Source organism: Coleofasciculus sp., assembly GCF_046565525.1.
In the GTDB taxonomy this organism is placed as follows: domain Bacteria; phylum Cyanobacteriota; class Cyanobacteriia; order Cyanobacteriales; family Coleofasciculaceae; genus Coleofasciculus.
The window spans coordinates 19,554-43,392 of the sequence record NZ_JBKHUP010000021.1 but is presented as its reverse complement, the minus strand read 5'-3'; the positions used below and the strand labels follow the sequence as shown (position 1 = coordinate 43,392).

23 protein-coding genes are annotated in these 23,839 nt (G+C 40.0%); all 23 read right to left on the bottom strand.

Going from position 1 to position 23,839, the window contains the following annotated elements:
* Positions 1–36: 36 nt before the first annotated feature.
* Positions 37–1,356, bottom strand: coding sequence for an O-antigen polymerase (locus ACLGGO_RS09930; protein WP_446419193.1), 1,320 nt, complete (start codon positions 1,354–1,356; stop codon positions 37–39).
* Positions 1,343–2,572, bottom strand: a complete 1,230-nt coding sequence (locus ACLGGO_RS09925) for a glycosyltransferase family 4 protein (protein WP_446419192.1) — start codon at positions 2,570–2,572, stop codon at positions 1,343–1,345. The genes ACLGGO_RS09930 and ACLGGO_RS09925 overlap by 14 nt, the downstream gene beginning before the upstream one ends.
* Positions 2,565–3,254: an FkbM family methyltransferase gene (locus ACLGGO_RS09920; RefSeq protein WP_446419191.1), complete on the bottom strand. Its 690-nt coding sequence runs from the start codon at positions 3,252–3,254 to the stop codon at positions 2,565–2,567. Before ACLGGO_RS09920 ends, ACLGGO_RS09925 begins: the two co-directional genes overlap by 8 nt.
* 50 nt (positions 3,255–3,304) lie before the next feature.
* A complete protein-coding gene (locus ACLGGO_RS09915) occupies positions 3,305–4,219 on the bottom strand; it encodes a glycosyltransferase family 2 protein (RefSeq protein WP_446419190.1) in 915 nt (304 codons plus the stop codon).
* A 64-nt stretch (positions 4,220–4,283) separates the two neighbouring features.
* Entirely contained in the window at positions 4,284–5,765 is a 1,482-nt protein-coding gene (locus ACLGGO_RS09910; protein ID WP_446419189.1) for a hypothetical protein, read from the bottom strand.
* Positions 5,766–5,768: 3 nt separating this feature from the next.
* On the bottom strand, positions 5,769–6,338 hold the full coding sequence (locus tag ACLGGO_RS09905) for an acyltransferase (RefSeq protein WP_446419188.1): 570 nt from the start codon (positions 6,336–6,338) through the stop codon (positions 5,769–5,771).
* On the bottom strand, positions 6,335–7,363 hold the full coding sequence (locus ACLGGO_RS09900) for a glycosyltransferase family 2 protein (protein WP_446419187.1): 1,029 nt from the start codon (positions 7,361–7,363) through the stop codon (positions 6,335–6,337). The genes ACLGGO_RS09905 and ACLGGO_RS09900 overlap by 4 nt, the downstream gene beginning before the upstream one ends.
* Before the next feature lie 17 nt (positions 7,364–7,380).
* Positions 7,381–9,171 carry a calcium-binding protein gene (locus ACLGGO_RS09895; protein ID WP_446419186.1) on the bottom strand — a complete coding sequence of 597 codons (1,791 nt, stop codon included), beginning with the start codon at positions 9,169–9,171 and terminating at the stop codon, positions 7,381–7,383.
* A 68-nt stretch (positions 9,172–9,239) separates the two neighbouring features.
* Positions 9,240–10,460, bottom strand: a complete 1,221-nt coding sequence (locus ACLGGO_RS09890; RefSeq protein ID WP_446419185.1) for a glycosyltransferase family protein — start codon at positions 10,458–10,460, stop codon at positions 9,240–9,242.
* A gap of 45 nt (positions 10,461–10,505) precedes the next feature.
* A complete protein-coding gene (locus tag ACLGGO_RS09885) occupies positions 10,506–11,333 on the bottom strand; it encodes a hypothetical protein (RefSeq protein ID WP_446419184.1) in 828 nt (275 codons plus the stop codon).
* A gap of 13 nt (positions 11,334–11,346) precedes the next feature.
* Positions 11,347–12,318, bottom strand: a complete 972-nt coding sequence (locus tag ACLGGO_RS09880) for a glycosyltransferase (protein WP_446419183.1) — start codon at positions 12,316–12,318, stop codon at positions 11,347–11,349.
* 95 nt (positions 12,319–12,413) lie between these two features.
* Positions 12,414–12,623, bottom strand: coding sequence for a glycosyltransferase (locus ACLGGO_RS09875; RefSeq protein WP_446419182.1), 210 nt, complete (start codon positions 12,621–12,623; stop codon positions 12,414–12,416).
* A gap of 22 nt (positions 12,624–12,645) precedes the next feature.
* Positions 12,646–13,614, bottom strand: a complete 969-nt coding sequence (locus tag ACLGGO_RS09870) for an FkbM family methyltransferase (RefSeq protein ID WP_446419181.1) — start codon at positions 13,612–13,614, stop codon at positions 12,646–12,648.
* Between the two features lie 22 nt (positions 13,615–13,636).
* Positions 13,637–14,326 carry a glycosyltransferase family A protein gene (locus ACLGGO_RS09865; RefSeq protein WP_446419180.1) on the bottom strand — a complete coding sequence of 230 codons (690 nt, stop codon included), beginning with the start codon at positions 14,324–14,326 and terminating at the stop codon, positions 13,637–13,639.
* 350 nt (positions 14,327–14,676) lie between these two features.
* Entirely contained in the window at positions 14,677–15,780 is a 1,104-nt protein-coding gene (locus ACLGGO_RS09860) for a glycosyltransferase family 4 protein (protein WP_446419179.1), read from the bottom strand.
* Positions 15,777–16,679 (bottom strand): hypothetical protein, encoded by a 903-nt coding sequence (locus ACLGGO_RS09855; RefSeq protein ID WP_446419178.1) that lies wholly within the window; start codon positions 16,677–16,679, stop codon positions 15,777–15,779. The genes ACLGGO_RS09860 and ACLGGO_RS09855 overlap by 4 nt, the downstream gene beginning before the upstream one ends.
* A 238-nt stretch (positions 16,680–16,917) precedes the next feature.
* Positions 16,918–17,664 (bottom strand): hypothetical protein, encoded by a 747-nt coding sequence (locus ACLGGO_RS09850; RefSeq protein WP_446419177.1) that lies wholly within the window; start codon positions 17,662–17,664, stop codon positions 16,918–16,920.
* Between the two features lie 252 nt (positions 17,665–17,916).
* On the bottom strand, positions 17,917–18,780 hold the full coding sequence (locus ACLGGO_RS09845; protein WP_446419217.1) for a sulfotransferase family 2 domain-containing protein: 864 nt from the start codon (positions 18,778–18,780) through the stop codon (positions 17,917–17,919).
* A gap of 55 nt (positions 18,781–18,835) precedes the next feature.
* Complete coding sequence (locus ACLGGO_RS09840; protein ID WP_446419176.1) at positions 18,836–20,128, bottom strand: ABC transporter ATP-binding protein; 1,293 nt, start codon at positions 20,126–20,128, stop codon at positions 18,836–18,838.
* 36 nt (positions 20,129–20,164) lie between these two features.
* A complete protein-coding gene (locus ACLGGO_RS09835; RefSeq protein ID WP_446419175.1) occupies positions 20,165–20,986 on the bottom strand; it encodes an ABC transporter permease in 822 nt (273 codons plus the stop codon).
* Positions 20,987–21,328: 342 nt separating this feature from the next.
* On the bottom strand, positions 21,329–21,535 hold the full coding sequence (locus ACLGGO_RS09830) for a glycogen debranching protein (protein WP_446419216.1): 207 nt from the start codon (positions 21,533–21,535) through the stop codon (positions 21,329–21,331).
* Between the two features lie 323 nt (positions 21,536–21,858).
* Positions 21,859–22,356, bottom strand: coding sequence for an N-acetyltransferase family protein (locus ACLGGO_RS09825; protein ID WP_446419174.1), 498 nt, complete (start codon positions 22,354–22,356; stop codon positions 21,859–21,861).
* 70 nt (positions 22,357–22,426) lie between these two features.
* Positions 22,427–23,551: an RNA polymerase sigma factor, RpoD/SigA family gene (locus tag ACLGGO_RS09820; RefSeq protein ID WP_446419173.1), complete on the bottom strand. Its 1,125-nt coding sequence runs from the start codon at positions 23,549–23,551 to the stop codon at positions 22,427–22,429.
* Positions 23,552–23,839: the final 288 nt, after the last annotated feature.

The window sequence follows — 23,839 nt, the reverse complement described above, 5'->3', positions numbered from 1 at the left end:
AGTTAATTACTGATCGTCATAATTTTTGGATAAAATTCATTCTATTTCATGATAATAAACAGAAACTGATTCAGGTAATTTCAATCGCAAATCGGCGCGTTTCATCCAGAGTAATAAAAAACAAGGCCAGAAAGCCATACCAATCCAGGCATAAATTCCCGGCAAGTCCCCGCCACGTAGCAACGGAAGTAACGAAGCACAGAGAATGGCACGGACAAGGATAGCAGCAAAGGGTTGTAGTTTAGTACTGTAACAAACTATCTTAGCCAGAATTATTCCGTAGAGCAATGAAAATAAGAAAATACCAATAATACCCCCCTCAGCGTAGAACGATCCAAATAGGCTCGGTGAAATCCCTAGTGTTCCCTTGCCGCCATGAATAGTTAAGCCTAGTTTATTCATATAACCTCCCACTGGTTTTTCTGGCCACCAAGCTCGGGGAATCGGGCGCATTAGGATTTCTAGATGCTCCATACCCCACTGAAAGTCTAGGCGTTGGGGATAGACATTCTGTAGAAGTACAAAGCCATCGAGCATATTGGCATCTTCTGCACTGGATGCACGCTCCCAAGCTGCCTGATTTAAGCGATCATCGGCAAAGTTTGGATTACGCATTGCTCCGGCTATAGCAAACAGACTGATTGCTAAGAGGAGAAAACTACCAATAATAACAAGACGAGTTTTTGGTCGATAAGAAGAGGATACAATGATTCCAGCAGCGGTTATCCATCCCATAAACTGGAAACGTCCAGTACTGCCGAAAGTAATGTTAAATACAGCAATAATAATCGACATAGCAGCAATTTTAAGTAGCAATGATGGAAACCCAGCCAATTTCCACAAACAGAATACTAGGGTAGTAATTCCTACTAGAGCTAGGGGAAATAAATATAAATAGCTACTGACTTGAAATGCCAAGGAACTGCCACCCCTTAATTGTCCAGCAACTTGAGAGCGAGTCAGCACCACCAATGGAAGACAAAATAAGCCAAAGAGAATGACCTTAGGGCGTAGCCATTGGTAGAAAGAGAGATCGCCAGCAGTCGAATCAAGAATTGGCAGGATTCGTCTCTGGTTCCACATATAGGTAACTAGAAGACAGATTTGACCAAATACAATGTAAGCTAAGGCTTTAAGCGCAGCTTCCTGCGTCACAGAAGTCAGCCCCAGCCAAGTTAGGTTCACCCAATTATTAATTCCCTGAGTGACTGCCCAATATCGATAGGAGGCGACGTAAAACATGAAGCTACTGATTAGCATGGGAATTTCATCATTCCGCTGCAGCAACCAAATCACACTGATAACGAGTAGTGCGAATTGGGTAACAGCTAGCTCTGGGTATTCAAATAAAGGCATAGGATAGAGATTGGAGATGGTTATATAGTGGTGAAAGGTTAAACTTAGAAATATCAGTAGCAGAGCGAGTAAAGGCTTGGAGTTTTTGAGGATTACGCAAGCAGAATTCTATGGCAAGTGCAATTGCTTCCCCGGTTACTTCTGGTAAGATTATTCCATTTACTTGATCTTTGACGACTTCACCACAAAATCTGGATGCTATTATCGGCAGCTTCCATGCCTGTGCTTCTAGTTGAACCAAGCCAAAACCATCCGAAAGGGTAGGAAATAGGAAAACATCGGCGAGTTGATAGTAGTTTGCTGTTTGACTGCGAGAGATAGCACCAATCCACTTGATATTCCTGTATATTCTAGCTGACCTGGCAATGCCTGGAGAACCAACGAACCAGAATTCTATCGGTTGATCATGTAAGAGTTCAGCCGCTTCTAAAATTGCACCAATACCCTTACGTAAGATTACTTGACCCAGAAACAGTACACGCAGGGGACGTTGTGCCGAAAACGCGGCGGGGTAGGTTCGCTCCAAAGTACTGGCTGTCTCAGGGGGGGTGTAAACAAGGGGAATAATGTCCATTTTATTTGCCGGAATACCAACTTTTTGTAAGGCTTGGCTTGACCAGGGGGAATTCACGATAATTCGGTCAGCTAGGAAACATTCTTTTCGCCAGTTTATCCAGTATTCAGGCGGTGCAGGTTGCCAGTTAGACTGGTAGTCTGGATGTCTGTGATGTTCCTGTCGAACTAATGTTTCTTCGACAGGTCCTGGATCGATTTGACCTAGGATAGTGTACCAACCCTGGGTTTTGGCATAGCGGAACAGTTCTAAAGCGGCATAACTGTAGGCAAAGAGGATAGGACGAGTGTTAAGTTTTGGCGTGATGCTTTCGAGTAACTCAACAGCTCGTTGTTGGAACAAGTGATTACGGGCAATAATACGTGTCCACCCTAAAGTGTTTTGCAGGCGTTGCACCAGTTCAAAGCGAATCAAAGAGTGGGTGAAGGCGTGGACAGAGGCTGGGGCTAAATCAGGGTGGAAGCGATCGCGTAAATTCGCTAAATTATGTCTCGGTAGCACGTTGAGTGGAGATTGAGGTAAAACCCAAGCATCGGTAATCAAGTGGGTAAGTTTTCCATGTTGGTGTAAAGCTCGTGGGATAGCATAATGTTCACGGGCACCGAGTTGACAGCAAATCCATGGTGCCACTTTATCAGACATTCGCTTTATCCGGTCGAGTGGTAACCCATGATGTTTTGATGGTGCGTGATTCTGAACCTAGCAGCCAATGGGGTTGGAGTAGACGGATATCTACTGCTCTTTTAGCTTTAGTAAAGAAATCCAGCACTGGATCGAGTAGATGATCACCATGAACTTCGACAACCCAGTGATGGGGTTTTTGAAGTAAGCAAGTTGCCCCTTCTAGTACATCAACTTCAGAACCTTCCACGTCTACTTTGATTAGTAGTGGCTTTCCCTGTAGTGATGGACGTTCATCATAAGCTTTGTCTAATGTAATTGTCGATTCATTGGAGATAGAACCCACAAACAGGGGGATGAATTCAAAATTAATACCAGCATAGTCAGACCAAGTAGCGGGAATTGATAAGGCAGCTTGTTCATCTAATCCCGGCTCAAAGGCAATAATGTGACCCAATTTATTACATCGTTTGAGCGCTTGGGCACACCCATAGGTAAAATAGCCATCATTAGCGCCGACATCAAACACAACCTCAATATCACGAATAACCAGGTTAAGCCAAGGGTTTAGTATGTGTTCGTAAATGCCAAGAATCTTTCGCTTGGAACAGGTTGGGTTCAGGATAAGGCGAGTACCTCGAAAGGGACCGGCTAATATCCTCAAAGGAATTCTTTTTTGTTTTAGATAAGGAAAAAGGTTCACAGTGATTACGGGCAATAATACTTGTCCATCTTAATGTGCAACTAGAAAATTCAGGTCAACGCATCAGCTTTGTAATTTTCAAGATTAGTTGTGTCATTTGGAGTTTTAGCAGATACAGGTAAAGATTCTAAGTACCTATACAAATCCATGGGCAGTGCTTGCCGCTCATGCCAAGTCAAAATACCCTGCTGAATTCCAGAAACTAAGCCTCTCAAATGAACTAGAGGAATTTTTGTTTTTATAGAGAGTTTCAGGTAACTACCAAATGCCCTAGCTATTTCTGTCGGAAGTAAAGACAATGGGGTATGCAAGATATGCGTCCATACTCGATTGCGTGGTCCATAAAACCCCATTCGTTGATAATTTCTTGCCGTTGGGCTAACCCAATGATAAACGCGGCAAGCTGGAAAAGCATGAACCTCATATCCCGCCGCCCAAATACGTGAGCAGAGTTCTGGTTCTTCTCCTTGATGAATAAAGTCACTACGATAGCCACCTAGTTGAATAAATACATCCTTGCGGATCAGATGGGCACAGCCGATATAGGAAAAGCAAAGATATGGCGAATACGATTTAATTGGAGAGGGATTGAAACTATCAACTAAAGGAAATGACAAAGCAGCAACTTTTGGATGTTTTATTAGATATTCCACCGCCTGATCTGGTCCGTCTACATCTACAAAACAAGAATCATCGTCTAAGCTGAATATGAAATCAAATGGCGCTGAAGCATTACTTATATTACGGCTCAAAATAAGTCCATATCTTCGGGGATTGCGAATAAATAAAATAGATTTTATAGATAAACGTTCCCAATAATTTTCTGAGACATTATCACTGGCGTCATCATGAACTAATATGGGATACTTCGCCCAATTATGTCGTTCTTCCAAGCGCGAGAATAACCTTTTAATATCCTGTCCTCGGTTTCGGGTTGTAATAACAATTCCTGCTTTTAAATTCATAAATTACTTTTTATATATTAATTATTTTTTTAGGGTAAAGCAAATATTAAATTTTATCAACATATTATTTTTTAACTATATTATCCTGGGACAAACCCCAACGTGATAGGTTTTTATCAAAACGTATTAATTGGGCATTCCTATCTTGGGTCACATGAACAGGCTGACCCCCTCTGTCTTTTATAGCTAGGTTAAGTACCCAATCATCATCCATCCGGAAAGCCCATGTCTGGTGCATAGTAGGCCATGCTTTGTATAAGTCAGGTTCCCATTCAACACGAAGGCTTCCTGTAATATTGTTGCTGACTAGAAAATCAGCTAAAAGATTGTAGCGTGTGCTTTCATATTTCCATATACCAATAACTAGCCAGTTTGTATTAATACCTAAAGCACATACAATGAACAGAGTTAGGAAATTTTTCTGAAACAATTTTATTCTGCACTTAAAATAATTTTGCCATAGCCAGCCCATCAATAAAACTATCAAAGGAATTAGAGAATACTTCTTTCTAGTATCTACTGAAAATCCACCACCAATCGCATAGATCAAAGATGCACCTAAAAGCAATAAAATTATATAAATTAACATTTGCTTTTTGGGGATTTTGAGAATACTTCTAGTTTCATATTTTTGGGGAAATTTGAAAAATATGTATAATCCGACTAGATACGTGCAAATTATTATTAAAATGCAAGTGAATGTAATCCCTGTCCAACCATAGAAAACAAATGGTATAGACTTGGAGTTCAACAAAGGTTGAAATATATAAAAGTTACTAAATTGATAAACGTAAACTGATAGGATCGTTTCTGGATTGAGAGAAGTATTTTTAGGCATTGAGTTTGACTTCAGTAAATGATAGAAAATAACATAAGATATACTACCTAATATAGGCGCCCAGCCTGCGTACATTGTTAGAATTTTTCGTCTAATTTTTTTTAATTTAAATTTACTTTCTCCTAACCATATCAGACTGCCACTAATGGCTATCGTGAATAGAAGAGATTCATTGCTAAACAATGATATTAATGTCAAAAAATAAATGACAAAGAAAAAAAATGTTTGCTTGTTCGGATATGAATAAGCTTTGATTATAACTAATAAATTCAGCCAAAAAAATGCAGTTCCCAACATGTAATGGTAAGCGATAGCCCAGGTTGTTGCCTGATAGCCCCATGGAAAGACAAATACAAGTAAAGCAAGAGTAAGTGGCAGGTAAATACCACCTAATAAAAGTTGATATGCTCTGTAAACAAATGTACTGGCTAAAAAGTGGGTTGTAATCACTAAAATACCGTGAAAACTAGGAATATTTATTATACTTAAAATTCCTGTGTAAACTCCAAAAATTCTCCAGATGCCAAAGCGATTAAAATGACTTATTATTCCACCATTTCTAATCAAATTAATAAATGGAAAGTCATCAGCAACAGGTTGGTATGTTCCAAATAATAGAGGAAATAATGCCAAAACAATAGATAAAAATAAAATGCCGTATGGCAATCCTTTGATTAAATTCTGTCTTAAAGGATTAAAGCTGTTCATTAATTAATTCCTATACTTAAGGACTCTGGCTGGTACTCCTACTGCAACAGCATCTGCTGGTAGTTCATGAGTTACGACGCTACCTGCACCGACAATAGTGCGATCGCCAATCGTAACCCCTTTGAGAACGGTGACATTAGCTCCAAGCCAAACGCAATTGCCGATTTGGGTCGGTTTGGCAAGCATGGGTTGATTGAGAGGTGGTAACTGAGAATCATGACCATGATCGTGATCGGTAATATAGCAGTTAGGACCTACAGCACAATTTTTACCAATGGTCAAAGACAATATAGCATCTAGAAAGGTATTGCGGTTGATGTAGGTATTAGCACCAATATAAATTTTTGGATGGGGAAGAGGTTCACCACTGCAAAGTAGTATAACACCCCGGTCTATAGCACAAGGACTCTCAATTTCAATATCTTCAAAGTTGCGAGGAATCTCGATTTTCCGCATCCAGACGTAGCCGTTCAGGTTAACACCCCGTACTTTGTAATAAAGATTGCGCCAACGAGACTTATATCCCTCGGTGACTCGATGTATTGTTGAGATTCCTGCACGGATCAGCTTCATACCTCATTACCAGTTTTACCAGTTGCCGAATATCCGGTTAAGATAATTTCTTTTATAGCACCCATCTTGCCAAGTAGCATAGCTGGTAGAGAAAGCCACCCCTGTACAGATACTAATGATACAGCGATACCAAATAGCTGTAGCACAGTGAGCTTGAGATAATCCATTGGTTGCCGACGGTTTAACACGCAAGTCATTACATAATGCCTATTGACCAGATCCATTTTGGCAAGCTTCATCGGATTGCTTTTATGGTCTCCAGGTTGACTATCATGGAAAATCCGAGCGGTTCGTACATTCGCTAGTTTCCATCGTTTGCCCACGATTAGGGACAGAGTGACATCTTCCATGAGGGAATAGCCAGTAAAGTGAGAGGGGAATAGGGGTTGAGGTAATACTTTCCGACGATAAAGTGTGCAGGTGGTATTTAGCCATTCTACAGGAACAACTTCAGGTAGCTCAGGGTGGTCTTCTGGAAGCAGGTTGAGTGCAGGACCAATGCATTTGCCAGCATAACTGACTTCAGGGCGACCGTGTAGGAATTGAAAGAGGAGGCGACTGACTCGACCAGGTGGCAAATACCGTTGGTTGCTAATCATGGCATTGACACCTCCTAATTCAGGATCACTGTCCAGAGCTATCCAGAGTCGTTTTAAACAATCTGACTCGAAAATAATATCATCGTCGAGAAGCCAAATGGTGTCTTGAGAAGCATAACTCATCGCCTGATTTCGTTGGGACGCCGCACCCACTTCTATAGCTGGATGATAAATGATTTGGGTAGCAAGACCAGAGATTATGGTATGACATAGCTGTTTTGTTTCGTCAGTTGTGGAACCATCAACTAAGATCATTTCAACAGGCTGCACTGGTTGTTTAGCAAGGCTGTTAAGCATTTTCCACAGTGATACACTGCGATTCCGGGTTGGTAAAAGGGCAGAAACAGGCAGCAGGGTAGACATACTGATCGGATGAATCTGGTAAATGTTGTGGTTAGATACCTCCCCAGTCCTAGAGATTTTCATCGCGTTATAGGTTAAAGCTATGCCGCCAGTACGAAATTCCCAGACCCTAAGGAGGGAGCGCCTGAAAGAACGGCGAACAAACCACCATCACCAAAACCAACTATTTCCCCATCTGGGTTGTAGTAAAGCTTGCCACTACTGGTTCCATAAATAATTTTTGCGGTACTAGTGTCGGCAAGGGAATCATTAGTTACCGTGGCAAACTCGGATGGACTAATTGGACTCCTGGGATTACCAACAATAGCACTGAACGTTGATAGTGATAATCGAATTTTATCTCCCTCGGCTGCACTAAAGTCAGCAATCCTATCAATGCCCATGTTCGCGAAGTTTCCATCGAAGACAAACCGATCACTACCTGAACCACCTGATAGGTAATCGCTACCCTCTCCACCATTCAGGATATCAAAGCCCTCTTGACCGTAGAGGTAATCCCGACCTTCCAAGCCAAAGAGGGAATTATCGGCACTATTGCCGACAATAAAATTGCCCAAGGAGTTACCTGTAGCGGTGATGTTCTGTGATCCCGTTAGGGTAATATCTCGCACCGTGGGTGCATTGGTAGCGAGGTTATAGGTAATAGAAGATTTAACCTTATCATTACCTGAACCAGCCCCCATATCGATAACCATATCACCAGCATTATCTACGATGTAAGTGTCATTCCCAGAGCTTTCGATAAAGGTATCAGCGCCCAAGCCGCCGTTGAGGAAGTCATTACCGTCCCCACCATCGAGGGTGTCATCGCCAGCATCACCGTAGATATAATCAGTACCACCTCCACCTGTAAGAGTATTGCGACCACTATTACCCTGAATGAAATTTGAAAGGGCATTGCCCGTGCCGTCAATATCACTGCTTCCGGTCAGGATGAGATTATAGACATTGCCGCTCTCCACTACATCACCAGTCAGGTCTAAGGTAATGGATGAGAATATGGTATTGACTCCAGCTCCAGTGGGATTAGGATTTCCCATGAAGTCACCCATACCGTCTGCAACAACTCTGTCACCAGAATCATCGACAATGAAGGTATCACCCGATGTTCCACCTCCACCAATTAGGCGGTCAGCACCCCCACCGCCATCTAAGACGTTCTTACCTTCATTTCCAGTAATTACATTGTCAAGATCGTTGCCTGTACCATTAATATCACCTGCTCCAGCTTCCAGGCTCAGATTTTCGACATTAACATCCAGAGTGTAGCTGCTGGCAGTAGAGAAAACTATATCAGTTCCTGATGAAGCTCCATCACCTTCGGTAATTTTGTCGAAGGGATTATCGACGAAGTAAATATCGTCGCCGTCTCCGCCGTTAAGGGTATCAACACCCGTGCCACCATCAAGAATGTCATTACCTGCCAAGCCGAAGAGACGGTCATTACCTCCCTCACCGCGCAGCTCATTTTCACCATCATTAGCAATGATGACGTTATTTAAGGCATTGCCGAACCCATTCAGGTTTAATGTTCCGGTAGCCAAGTCAAGATTTTCTACTTGTTGCAGACCAGGGGTTAAATTGAGGTCAAATGTATTGAACACAACTGGGTCAGTGGGTTGAAACCTAACTTTATCTTGATTTCCCTCCCCAGCATTCTCATTAACTTCGTCACCCGGATCGTCGATAACATAAGTATCATTTCCAGCACCTCCCGTGAGGAGATCAGCACCTGTACCACCATTGAGGAGGTCATTCCCCGTACTGCCAGTGAGGATATCATTGCCTTCAAGACCAAATATCCGAGCCGGAGACACTACTAGGGGGGGTTCGATAATGTCATCTAAGTTAGTTCCAATGAAGGTAGGCATAGGTTTTTACTGATAGTTGTCGACGTAATTAATAGCTAATTATTCGGGTTCGCTATAGAGCCTGAGTTCTATAAGCTTATTTGGCGCAGAAGCTGCTCAAACCGTTTTCTCCAAGTGTGATCGCATCGCGCCCTTTGGTAAGCCGCCTGCCGCAGTTGCTCGGCTTGTGAGGGATGAGATAGATAGAACTTAGTTTTGTCTACTAACTCATCAGAACTTCGGTAGGTTTCGATTTCCTTGCCAAGCTCATAGAACTCAGCAATTTCGTCTGTATACCCAGTCAAATAACAGGTTCGACACATGGGAGCCTCAAAGTCACGCAAACGGACATGGGGAATTAATGTTGAACCCGGACGCCCGTCAGCCCAAACGTTACTGAAATTGAGAACAACTTCATATTGGGCGAAGGTATGACTGATATTTTCAGCAAAACCGCAGTAGGCAGAAGCAAGTAATGACAGCAGTTGGCGACTGTGATGTCGGTAGTGTAGCTGACTAAGAGTTCTGTATATGCCAGGTATAATACCCTGGTGTTTGAGATTTTGCCAAATGACCAGAGTATAACTCATCAGACTACCCGGTTTGGGAGAAAGCCGCCCTAGACTTACCAAATCTTCGTATTTATGTAAAGTTCTTCTAAGTTGAGGATGCACCTCTTGGCTAACCCATCCACTGCCGTAAATATCTACAGGAACTTGGTTAGCCATAAGTTGGGCTAGATAGCGATCCCGATCAGCATAGCGTTGACCTATGAAACAAGCCTTAGCTTGACGAGTTATCCCAGATACAGGATGATAAAGTTCTGGGTCAGCACCGAGCTGTACCCAGACAGGATTAGCACCAACTTTTAGGTAAAGAGAACGCGCTTCTTTCTCTGGATGCCACGAAAAGTTAACTTTTGCAGCAATCTCCGCAACCAGTTCAAATTGATAAGTGCTATTACAATAAAAATTAACTGTGGGAATACCAAGTCGATGGATTGCTTCAAAACCTTCTGGATTAAAATGAGCATTGTAGAAGTAACTTAAGAAAAGGTCTATGTGCTTTCGTTTATGTTCTTGGCAAACTTCATCGACAATTTTTTGAGTTATTTTATCACGAATCTCTTGTTCTTGTTGTGTAAAATTTCTGGAAATTTGCATGAAGTAACTGACTGAAATCAAATCTACTTGAGACTCAATAATTTCATTCCCTAACTGTTTTAATGCCGGATAAAAATTTATTTTCCACAGATTACCATAATAAAAAATTGGGTTAATAGAATGACGAATAGCAGTAAAAATTCTCATAGCTTGTTAATAATAAATTTAGTAGATAATATTCAATATTAACACTTAAAATAACCTAATAATTCTATTCAGTTTTCTTGTATATTTAATCCCTATATTTTCACGATTTACATCATAATAAGAAATTGGGTATCCTAACAAATTATTGGCTTCAATCATTTCACTACACTGATTAACTGCTACAATTTTATCTTGAGAAATTAATTTTCGATGCAATGGTTTAATTTTACCTTGGATTTGACCTCTAGACAAAACTTGTACATCTCCATTGATTTGGTGAAACTGAGAATAGTGCTTGAATGATTCACTATACTTTAAGCCTGTAAACTGGCAAATTTCGTAGATTAACTTTTGGGGATTCAAACAGAATTTCTCATACTTAAAAATCCTAATATTTTTATTTAGTAATTCATGAATATAACGCAAATATTGAGAAAAAAAATTTTTAACATCTGGGGTTCCTCTAGAAATCCATACATCTATTGAATCCCGTACAAAAGCAAAGCTAATCACTTCAGATTTCCCGGATAGTCCTTCTAATGTTAGGAGTTTATTAGGTGGGTTCCAGTTATTATTTATAAATGGAGTAAAATTTACAAATGTCCAATCCCTAACTATTAAAGATCGTCCAGTATCAGCGCAGATTTTTTCCAGTTCAAGAATATTATGAACAAAATCATCAGATTTAAGTTCGATATCATACCAGTTCTTAGCCTGTTCTTTAACACTTTGATAAGAAATATTACCTTTGCCACTACCTCCCCCTAAAGGATTGACCTCAGATAAAATTAAAACATAGGGAAGACATCCTAAACATTGATTTAGGACAGTGCCACCTGAACGCGCAAAGCAAAGCATTACAACTATAGCCATGATATTACCATTATTACTGACTCAACCAAAAATAATTAAATAAAACAAATAATTTTCGTTTTAAGTTAGCTATATTTTCAGCACTATTAAATCCCAGAAAACTATAAATTAATCGATAATTCAATGGTACAGCCTTACCTGACAGAGTAAAAGCTGGATCTTTACATCGTATTGTAGCAATAATATCGTTAGCCCAATCTCGATTGAACAGCCATATCATTCTAGCACAATCAAAACGACTTTGATTAATTGCATCTTTTCTGGATTGATTCAGCTCGCCAACTAACTCTAAATAATGCTCAATTTTTTCTATGATTTCAAGTCTATATTTATAAGTTGCAGATTTATTTTTCCGAGATACTGTTGAACCACTCCATAATCTGTACACTGAGCTAGGATCTTCTAAATACACAAAATGCTTTCCAGCCATTAATAAACGCAGGTATAACTCGTGCTCCTGGCAGCAGGGTTGCTTTACATTCCATCCCCCTACATCAAGAATTGCTTTTTTACGCCAGAGAACTCTTCCTGTTTGGGGAAGATGCCATCGAGCTAGCAGAATCCAGGGATCGCGTTGCTGATATACAGGACCCGGTTCTCTGCGAAATGTATTACCATCATAATATTCAAGTATTCCTGGACTCCAGATAATATCTGCATCAGGAACAGTTGAGATAAAGTTGGCTTGGTTTTCAACTTTATTAGGCAAGAGATAATCATCAGCATCTAAATATTGTAGCCATTCGCCAGTACTTAGCTCTAGAAGTCGGTTTCTAGCTATGTTTCCGCCACGATTTGAACCTGTTTCCCAAAGTATGCGATCACTAAAAGTTTTGATAATCTCTAAACTACTATCAGTTGAACCATCATCAACTACAATTACCTCTTTGTGAGGATATGTTTGATTCAATGCGCTTTCTATTGTCTCGGCAATCCATTGCTCTGCATTATAACAAGGAATAAGAATACTAACCTTACAATTCATAAATTAATAACAACCCAAAATATAACCATATCCTAATTTATTGTAGGCTTAAATCATAATTTAAAAATTATTTCATGTAATAGTAAATGCACTTTTCATTTGCCACATGCAGACACATCTGCCTGAAAATGTGTTAAAGCTTGAACTTTACATTCTATAGCTTTAGGTACAAGTATATCATCACTATCGATAATTTTAATATATTGACCTTCCGCTAATTTTAGTCCATGATTACGGGCAGCACTGGGTAAATATTTTTCTCGATTAAAACAAGTAATTATTATCGAGACTAAAGGTTTATTCATGTTCTATATTGTTGATTAAACCTTAAGGAAGATAGGATTTTATTTTTATTTTTCGATTGGCGTATTTGCCAACTTTAGGAATAGCGATAATGTTTGTGTGCCAAGGGTAACTGTAAGTATTAGGATTAAGTAGAGGATATATAACTCCATATTCAAATTCAGGACTAGGGTTAGGATGACTCCTGTTCACATGATAAAGATCAAATAAATCTAACGGAAAAAAATTGACAATATCTTTTGGATCAAAACCCAATCTCGATAAACCTAATTTATATATCTCAATAATAAACAGAGGGAGTGATGTTCCCTCGAAGAGTAGAGAACCTCCCTTTAAAGCTAAAGGTTCAGCTCCCTCTATATCCATCTTAACAAGAGAAACATTTTGGGAAATTTTGTGTTTTTTAATCAATTTGTTAATCGTAAAAGCCTTAACTGTCTTTTTTTGAAAAGCATCTTTTTCTTCAGGGTTTATTGTTAAAGATTGCTTAACATCTAAACTGCCATCACGGCTAACCATAAAATCGACAAAGCCATCTCGATCAATTACACAACCTTGTTCTAAATTAACTTGTCTTAAATTGAGTAAGCGAATTGCCTTGTCTAAATATTCAGAAGTTTGAGGTGATGCTTCTACAGCAATAACTTTTCCTTGACTAGAAACTTTATTAGCAAATAGTGCGGAGCAGTAACCTATATTAGCTCCTAGATCTAAACAAGTATCATTTTTATATAGCCACATTCCAGCAATTTTTAATTCAATATCTTCATACAATTCGTTTTGGAGATATAAATTAACTGAAGTCTTGGATTCAGGTAAGCAGATGAACTTGAACCCTGCCTTAACTTTATAGTAAAAATTTTTGCCTTGTTGATAAGTAATTCTGTATTGCTTTAAATTTTTTAGACTTTGCTTGTAAATAGCACTCAATGGGTTAGAGCTATTTCTAACTAAATATAAGGCTGACTTTAATTTTTGGGTTATTTTGGACATTGCTATATGCTATATCAATGGTTCATATTAAGACAGAAAATTCTTTTTTAATTTGATTGCTCAAAGGTCTTATTTGTCGGACTTTACCCAGAAAATATCTGAATCCGTGCCATCTCCTAGTTTGATTATAAGCGCTATCATTATCTCCATGACCATAGATATAGATAGCACCGGGAAATGGTAGAGGCATTAAAGGTGTTTCTAGAGCCTCTAACTTTTCTTCAATAATAGTATGACCATTACGTAGGATAACACATTCATCAATACTTATATTATCTATATTTTGGGGAAATTTAATGAGTTTACTATTGACAATTGCGTTCGTACCACAGTTAAAGTTATTGTCCCAATATATCCACTGGCTACCGTACTTATATCGATAGCCTTGCTTAAAAATCCAACCGTTGACTTCTGGATTTGTATTAGCATAATGGGCTAATCTCCTGTTTACCAGATCATCCGCATCCATAATCATCACAAAATCGGGACATAATTCTCCTACTCTAATCATTCCCACAGCCAACTTTCTCCATTTATCTTGCATCGTCAGATTGGTATTTACTTGGGTGGGAGGTAGAAAGTCTACATTAATGATTTCCACTCGCTCATCATAGCTATGTTGTAATTTAGGAGTTTCATGGCAAACCACAATAATCCTAAAGTCAGGATCAATTTGGTTATAAGCAGAAAGGAGTGAGTTTTCAAAAATCACTGAAACTCGTTCCCAATTCGTGGATATAGCCTTTGATTTTAGCGCCATTATAAAACATAGCAAAATCTATTTTCTCCTTTTGGCTAATCATTAAATCCCAGGATTAGGGTTTTACTTTCTAGTGATATTTTTAGTGATATAGACAAAAAATTTTATCTAAAAGCGGCTCTCTTAGACTGGTTATGGCAAATTAGCAATTTAAATAAGCTTAATCCTTAAATAGCAAAGGATCTAACAAAACAAAAATCATGTTTTATTAAAATTGCTTTTTTGAATGTCCATGATTCTTGCGTAGCAAGGATTATGGAGGTTATTTCGGGGTAATTTATCATAGCTAGTCTAAAAGAGCACTAAAAGCTAAGGGTTGCCTGGTAGAGCTTTGAGATCTCTAGTCCTATTTTATTCCAATCAAGTAGATCACATGCTTGAGTCACTAACTGACTCAATTGTTCTAGATTAACATAAATGCTTTTCTTGAATGCCTGTAGTAATCCTTGCTCATCATTAGGCTCATATAGCAAGCTGTTTGCTACTCCAAGAGTTTCCTGGATTTCCCCCAGCTTAGGAGCAATAATCGGTTTACTATAGGACATCGCAACAACCAAACTACTAGAAGTGAGGATGCTTTTAAACGGTAGTACTACAATAGTTGCTGCACTAAAAAATATGTGCATTCTGTCATCTTCTATAAACTCAGGATAAATGATAACCCCCTTTATCCCGGTAGCTAGCTGTGTTAGTTGCTTGCCGTATGCTGCATTTAGAGCTTTTCCTATAATCAGGAGGGTATCCCCCTGCAATATATCCGCATTTTCAGCCCAAACTTTTAATAACTGTTCTATTCCTTTATAAGGTCTAAGCATCCCCTGATGGAGGTAGATGCGTCCGGTGAGAGGTAAACCAAGTTGATCTCGTGCCAATTTTTCGTCAATCAGGGGACGGTAAACATTTCGATAATGTCCAATTGGTATGACCGCAGCTTTAGTAATATCGAATCGATATTCCTGAGCGATCGCGTCTAAGGTGGAGTGATTATGTAAGATGATTCGATCCACCAACTGCGCTAAAATACGTCTAGTCCAGAGATCTAATCCCGGAAACTTGGAATCATGGGAAATGCGATTGTGAACAGTCCAAACTACCCTTACGCCAATCCAGCGAGTTATGATGACATCGATTAAAAACTTAACACTGTAAACAAACTTTACCAGCCATCGATCACCCTTAGTATAGGGGCTGAGCCAGTGTAAATGCAAAACATTGAAGGGTTGGGGACTAGTGTTAACAGCCCGAAATATAGGGAAAACTCGCCGATAACCCCAGGGAAAATGCACCTGCACCCCATTTGACTCTAAGGATTGAGCTAAGAGCGTCTGGTAAGGATTATCGACTCGATAATCCGGCATCATTAATACTTGAATGGGTCTATATGGGACAGACTTCTCAGCACTCACTGACTTAACTCCTTCAGAAATCCAGTTTTTACTAAATCTCTTATGCCTTCACTATACATTAAATGCCGGATTGCTCCAACATAGTGACGGCAAGGGGAACTCTTAATTCCTTTTCCTAAATGAACATCATACTCTTCAGGTAACAACTCAACACCAAATTTAGAACTACATAGGGCAAAGAGGGTTTGCTCAATGCGCCAGAAATGACCAACGATTCCCGGAAGACTGAGAAATTGCTCAATCCAGTCGAGATTCATCGATTTTTTGTGAATTAGTCCCAAGCCAGAGTTAAATCTGGGCTGTATGGTAAATCCCATACGTTCTCTTACAACGGCTGAGTCAATGGTATAAGCGCTAGCTATATCTCTATTCACTGAGTTATATGAATAGATGGGAGATTCTATCCGCCTCAGCAACTCTGTTGGTTCCTGGAAAAATAATACATCACTATCTAGCAGCAACATGCGATCGCTCTCTAGATAAGCCACAAAGTCAAACACTTTGGGCGAGAGGTGATTAGTCTGACGAAACTCCAGACAGCGAGGATAGGGTTTCAATAATGCTACCATCTTCTCCTCGGCTATCTTTCGGTCAATGATTCTACTATCTGGAAAGTGATACTGGAGCTTATCACAATGTTCCTGCGTCAATGTTCCGTCGTCGTGGATACAAAGGCTGTAGAGCCGACCAGAAAAATGGTAGAAAGACTTTAAGACCCAAATTAGGTTTAGCCAATCGGTTGTAGAAGTCAAAACATGGATTTCACAAGTAGTATCTGTTATATCAGTTACTGGTTGAGAAGTTAAAATTTTCGACCTAACATGATCTCGGTAGAAAGTCGTTTGTAAACCATGTTTATATTTTTGGCGTATTTTAAATAACAAGGAGCCTATAGACATAGTTAAATAATTATAATAAAAATATCAATCTCAATTATTATATTCAATCAATTTAAGTCTGGGTATGAACGCAGGAAAAAATCCTTACTTCCTGTTGTGGGGCGTTTAACGCTTTTGTGCCAAACTTCATACCCAAGAATATTAAGAAGATTCTCAATGATACGTTTAAATGTTTTATACACTTGTGGTTTCACCCTATTGACAAAGTTACTTAAAGGAGTTGCAATATGCACATCAGTTAGTTAACCAATACTTCCTTGGTTTTCATCCAAAACCACATCATAGAACAGGGACGATCTTCATCCATACAAGCCATGGCATATTTTTTTGAGATAGTAAGACACCGAGGAAAATCCTGGTAGTTTCTAGGATTTGTTTGGATTAACTCAATTCTATGAGTTTCACTGAATCGCTCATAAAAAATATGGGCAATATCTGGACAAACAAAGTGATGGAGTTCTACCAGAATGTCTGTATTTTTCAGCCCCGGAACTTTTTTAGGATCAAGGAGTGTATATTCTGCTCCTTCAATATCACAAATAATTACGGTTCTTTGGTCTGAATATATAATTTCTGATAAAACTTCAGGGGTACAGGCTCCAAATACCTCAATCTGGTCATCAACCGTGTTTAATTTGGCAAAATTTTGTAGAAGTAAGTGAGCATTGGGTTCTGACTCAAAACAGATGACTTTGGTTTCTTGCATACGATAGGCAAAACCCACTGCGTAGTATCCTTCTGCTGCACCAATGTCAATGATGAGTTTATAAGATTTGTCAATAATCTCTTCAACAATAGACCATAGCTCTTTTTCATAAGTTCCTATTACTTTTGGAGACCAAGCACTGTTAATTGAATCAGTTATATAACGTAATCCTTGAAAAGGACCTGAGGCGATATGTCCATCTGTTTTACTCCTCAACACCGACTGTGCTTGGGCTATTTTACGGCGACGGAGCGTTCTGGCTATTTTACGAATTCTCATTGCCCGGTAATTAGAGTTTATACAAAAGCGAATTATCTTTCTAAATGACTCAGGCAATAATTGTTTAAGAAGGCTTCGGCTCGAATTCATTGATCTGTATATCTGCGTTGGCATCTCGTGTCATTGGTCATTAGTTCTTTATTTCTTACTTAGGACTGTGTCCGGACGACAATTCTCCCATAATTTGATTTTCAAGTTACCATTAAATTAAATATTTTATACATTTTTGACCAATTTGTAATTTATTCAACCTTAGATAAATTGCTGACAAATAGATTTGGCAAAATTGGGTAATTTTGCATAATAATCTCTATATATTTTATTAAAAAAAATGATCTTTTTGACTTGAAAATCAATCTCATTTATTTCTTTTAATTCATTAAAAATATCTATGCCGTAGTGATATAGTTCTAGATCAAATTGATTGTATTTTTGAATAAGCTTCAAGGTTTTTATAGGTATATCGTTTTTAGATATTCTGTTATTCCCTACTCTTTGTTTTATATAAAGGCATTTTTTAAAGTCCCATTTCAAAGCTCTCTTTAATAAGATAAGTGACTCATTAAATTTTTCTGTAATTCCAACAACTATAAAGTGTTCTTTTAAATTATTCTTAGCTAACTCCAGGATTTCAGAAGAACACTGATTAAACCCTATTTCTGTATGTTTACCCGATAAAAATTTTGTCTGTCCATTTTCTGACATCCTTGATATGCCACTACAAACATAGTCTTCAAGACTCATATTTTGAGAAATGACTTGATTATGTAACTTGTGTTGAGGAACACGAATAATATGGTAATAATCCGATATGACCCGATCCACAGGATTTCGGAGCATGGTAAAGTAGGTAAATGGACGTGAGAAAAACTGATGATAGCCAAAGCTAAAATGACCTTTAACAATCTTTAACTTTGATAGTTCAGCTTTGCTCATTTGAGGAGCTTGTATAGTTGTATTGAATTGTTGATCGATGGACAAAATTTGATGCGATAGATATTGACGTTTGAGGATACTATTTAGCGTAGTTCCACCTGTTTTGGGAAGATGGAGAAAAAAAATAAGAGTGGAATTTGCTGTAGGTTCAATAACCATATTTTTCTCATCAATAAACATTTTCAATGCTAATCTCTCACTATAAGTCAGTTGGTTTAAATAATTAATAATCTCTTTAATATTTTAACTCAGTCGTTAATTTTTTGTTTCTATAGTTTAGAGGTAAAGGCACTAAACCATGGATATGAGATTCAAAATATGTACCCGTACCAAAAATATCGCGAGCCGGAATTGTCAGTATTAAAGCGTCTTCAATTCTTAACAAAATTTCAAGTTTTGGTTTTGACAACCAAATACTAATCGTGTAATCTCCACCTCCTAGATACTTTTGAATGTTGCGACATTCAAAAATACACTTTGTCGCTCGTTCTAATGTCTCAATAATGTAGTTAGTAAAGGCAGGAGCCATCATTGTGACACGAACGCCCCCTAAAGTAGATAGAATTAATCCAACACCGATATTTGTATAATGCTTTGAAGATACAACATCAAACTCTATTTTTAAATCCAAAGCATCTTTAAGTTTGTTGGGTGTAAAATAAGCTTTTAAATTAATAACTTTTATTTGATGTTTTTCACTAAAACCAACAACATTTTCTCGGTTTCGTACTGATGTATTCATTTTTATATTTTTTTGATAGTGAACTGCTACTTCCTGAGCCGAACCTATTTTTTTTATTTGCCCCCCTTCTAAAAAAATCCCACTCACACATAAAGCTTCCATAGCTGCCATGTTATGACTGACAAACAAAACTGTCCGCCCTTCCTTTCCCACCTCCTGCATTTTCCCCAAACACTTCTGCTGAAACTGGGCATCTCCTACAGCCAGCACCTCATCTACAACTAAAATCTCCGGTTCCAAATGCGCCGCCACCGCAAACGCTAGCCGCACATACATTCCTGATGAGTACCGCTTCACTGGCGTATCTAAGAACTTTTCTACCTCAGCAAACGCTACAATTTCATCAAATTTCCGCTTAATCTCCGCCTTGCTCATTCCCAGAATCGCACCGTTTAAGAAAATATTCTCCCGTCCTGTCAACTCTGGGTGAAACCCTGTTCCCACTTCCAACAAACTCGCTACTCGCCCTTTAATCCGAATCCTCCCCGTTGTCGGTTCCGTAATCCGGCTTAAAATCTTTAATAACGTTGATTTTCCTGCCCCGTTACGCCCAATAATCCCTACTCTGTCTCCCTGCTTGACCTCAAATGACACATCCTTCAGCGCCCAAAACTCCTCATAAGCAGGGTTAGCTATCTGTTTTCCCCAAGGGTTCAGCAACCTTTGTCCAAGAGAATTCGCCCCATTAGCCATTACATCCCGCAGCGCCGTGTAACGTTCCTGCTGCTGATGCCCAATAATATATTTCTTACCGAGATTCTCGACCTGAATCACCGTGTCAGACATTACCCATTACCTAGTTAGCTTATCCACTGAAAATATCTAGATTACATCCGCAAACGTCCGTTCTACCTTACGAAAATACCACACCCCGCTTGCCAATACTCCAAAAACCAATCCCAATGAAAGTAGAAATCCTGGCAGGTAAATTCTTGCGTTTCCCCCTAAAATTGCCCAACGAAATCCATCGATTACCCCGACCATAGGGTTGAGGGAATAAACTAACCGCCACTCTTGAGGCACAATCGTGCTACTAAATCCTACGGGTGAAATATACAAACCAAACTGGACAATGAACGGAACAATATAGCGAAAATCCCGATACTTTACATTCAGCGCGGCTAGCCATAACCCTGCCCCCATTGATGCCGCAAATGCAATTATAATAAAAAATGGTAGTGTCAAAATTCGCCAACTGGGTAAGAAATCATACCATGCCATTAAGCCTAGCAAAATCATCCCTGATATCATAAAATCTACAAAGCTGACAATCACAGAACTTGCTGGCACAATCAAGCGGGGAAAGTAGACCTTGGCAATTAAATTGGCATTACTGATTAAACTATTGCTGCACCCGGAAAGGGAATTGGAAAAAAACTGCCAGGGTAACATCGCCGCAAATACCAAAATCGGATAAGGGACTCCTTCAGATGGTAACTTTGCCAGTTTACCAAAAACTATCGTAAATACCACCATCGTTAAAAAGGGTCGAATTAATGCCCAGGCTATGCCAATGATGGTTTGCTTGTATCGTACTAGGATATCTCGCCATGCTAGAAAGTAGAATAATTCCCGGTAACGCCACAAGTCCTTCCAATATTGTTGTTCGGTGCGACCTGCCTCAATTATCAGTTCTTGCGTCATTGGTCATTGGTCATTGGTCATTTGTCCTTGGGTAGCTTTCCTCCAATCCTCTGATTTTAATGATATTTTGTACAAATGCCAATAACCTTAAAGTCCAATTGGAGTGGGCATTGACGGATGTTATGAGCGCACGTCGGTCACTGGTGTCAACTTAAGCACATAACTCTCAAGAAACACTTTCTCATATACGGGGTTAAGTCCAGGGCAACCCAAGCAAATTGAGTGGACACCGTTGGTGATTTGTGCAAGCGGGTCGCCCCTACAGGAGAATCAAGGGTGATATGCTCCCTATTTTCGCCAACGCCCCTACAATCCCAGATTATCCAGATTATACAGATATTCTCAGTCCAGCTTCAACGAATTGACTGGCACTTCATCCCAGGAACTGACAGTTCTCAGACGCGCCACCCAACCTGCTGATTTTTGCTCTGCTGTCAAGTTCTGCTGGAACGATTCGTGGCAGTCTTTGGCTTGAGCCTCATCACAACAAGCGATGCACGAATAAATCAGACCTCCGGGATCAACCTGTTCATTCACCCAAATCATGATGTTCTCCTCATTTCCTGAAACAGTTAATCAAAATCTTAAGTAAAATGGCACTGACTTAAGTCTGGTGGGCAATGCCCACCAGACTGTATATCAAGGGTTTGGGCGATCCCAAAATGTTTATTTTAGTGCCATTCATCTTAAGTCGATCTACTTAATTTTTTGACATCCTCACCGCCCTACAAGGACGGTGATTCCCTACCAGTCGAACAGCTTTAACTGCACGTACTCAAGGGTGGGGTAAAAGACTGGGATCACTGACTGCAAGAGGAAAAACACGGTTTTTGATATTTCATCAGCCTTGGCGACATAAGTTGTAAACGAATTTAATGATTATATAAGGTTTGTGTCGCTAGTTGGGGGAGCGCATCGCCTGTGATTCGGCAAATGCGCCAGTCGGGTAGCACTGTAGCACCTAGACGCTGATAAAACGCGATCGCAGGTTCATTCCAGTCCAATACTGACCACTCTAAGCGCCCACAATCCCGTTCTACCGCTAGTTGGGCAACATAGGTTAGCAACGCCTTCCCGATACCCTGACGCCGAAATTTCGGGCGCACGAATAAATCTTCAATATAAATGCCCGGTTTGGTCAAAAAGGTGGAATAGTTAGAGAAAAACAGGGCAAACCCTACCGTTTGCCCCTCATACTCTGCCAGAATTGCCTCAACATAAGGTTTAGCGCCAAACAGATGGTCGTGGAGAGCGTCCACAGTCCCTGTGACTAGGTGAGACAGCTTCTCATACTCAGCTAGTGCTTGAATGAGTTCAAACAGCACTGGCACATCCGTTGGGGTAGCTGGTCGTATCTTCAACTTATTCATTGTTCGTTCGTAGTTGGCACGAAGTGTGCCATCAGCGAAGACAGCGCTTACTACAGATACAGAACCAATCCTAACTTAACCACCCTTGTAGGCGACGAGCAACTTGAGGACGGCGCAGCTTCCGCATGGCTTTACTCTGAATCTGACGTACCCTTTCGCGGGAAAGGTTGAACATGCTGCCAACTTCCTCTAAGGTGTAGGCTTCAGGAGTAGCCAACCCATAGCGCAGAGAAATGACATCCTTTTCCCGTTCGGTGAGAACATCACTCAAGACATCGGAAATCTCTTGACGCATCATGGATTCGCTCATCTGCTGTTCGGGCAAGTGTAAATCATTATCTTCTAGCAAATCCACAAGTTCTGTATCTTCGCCTTTACCCACCCGATGGTTGAGGGAGAGCGATCGCCGACGTAATTGTAACAACTGACGCAAGTTAGTGCGGCTAATCTCTAAGGCTTCTGCAAGTTCGGTTTCGTTGGGAGTCCGTTGCAGTTGCTGTTTGAGTTCCCGTTGCACTTTTTTCAGCTTATTCAGCTTTTCGACAATGTGAATCGGTAAGCGAATGGTACGGGCGTCGTTGGCTATGGTACGGGTAATCGCCTGACGAATCCACCAATAAGCATAGGTGGAGAATTTGTAACCTTTGCCGGGATCGAACTTCTCCGCCGCCCGATTGAGCCCTAATGCGCCTTCTTGAATTAAATCTAGGAAAGGAACTCCCCGGTTAAGATAACGCTTGGCGATGGAAACGACTAAGCGTAAGTTGGAGCGAATCATTTTACGCTTAGATATCTGTCCTCGGTAGAGGCGATTTTCAAATTGACGTTCGGTGAGATCAAAAGATTGAGCCAGTTCCGCATTCGTTGGCTTGCGCCCCAACTCCTGGTGCAAGCGTTCAGTCATCTCGTCCATTTCTACCAGGAATTGAACCTGAGTGGCTAACTCGATCTCTTCTTCTGGCTTCAGCAAGGGATAACGCGCCATCTCCTTGAAGAAAGCTCCTACTGTATCATCAGAGCTAGTTTTATGGTAGCCAGATTGCCGCGTTTTTCCCGAACGAGTCTCTGAGTCGGAAAATTCGACTTCTACAAGATTTTGGTCATTGTCTGAGATTTGATCAGTCTGAGGGTGAGAAAAATCCGTATCTTCTGTAAACTGACGAGTAGAAGTTGGGTTCAATTGTGCGATAGTCATAGTTAGGTTTGAAGTAGGAGTGTTATGGAAAATTGTGATTGAGTTTTCTGGCAAATCAGATTGAGCCGATGGACTGAATATAAATGAGCGTTCTCAAGAAATTTTTTCAAAATTGGCTGTAGCTCTGGGCTTTACAGCTCAACAGCGGAGACGATTTGAATGGGAGTTGCCATCCAAGGCGCACCCCTCATCTCGATACCTTCTCTACGTTTAGGATTAGAAAATACTGATTCTAAGGCTACCAGAAGCAATTTGGCTAGTTGTTGCCCTGATTACAAACTACTCAAC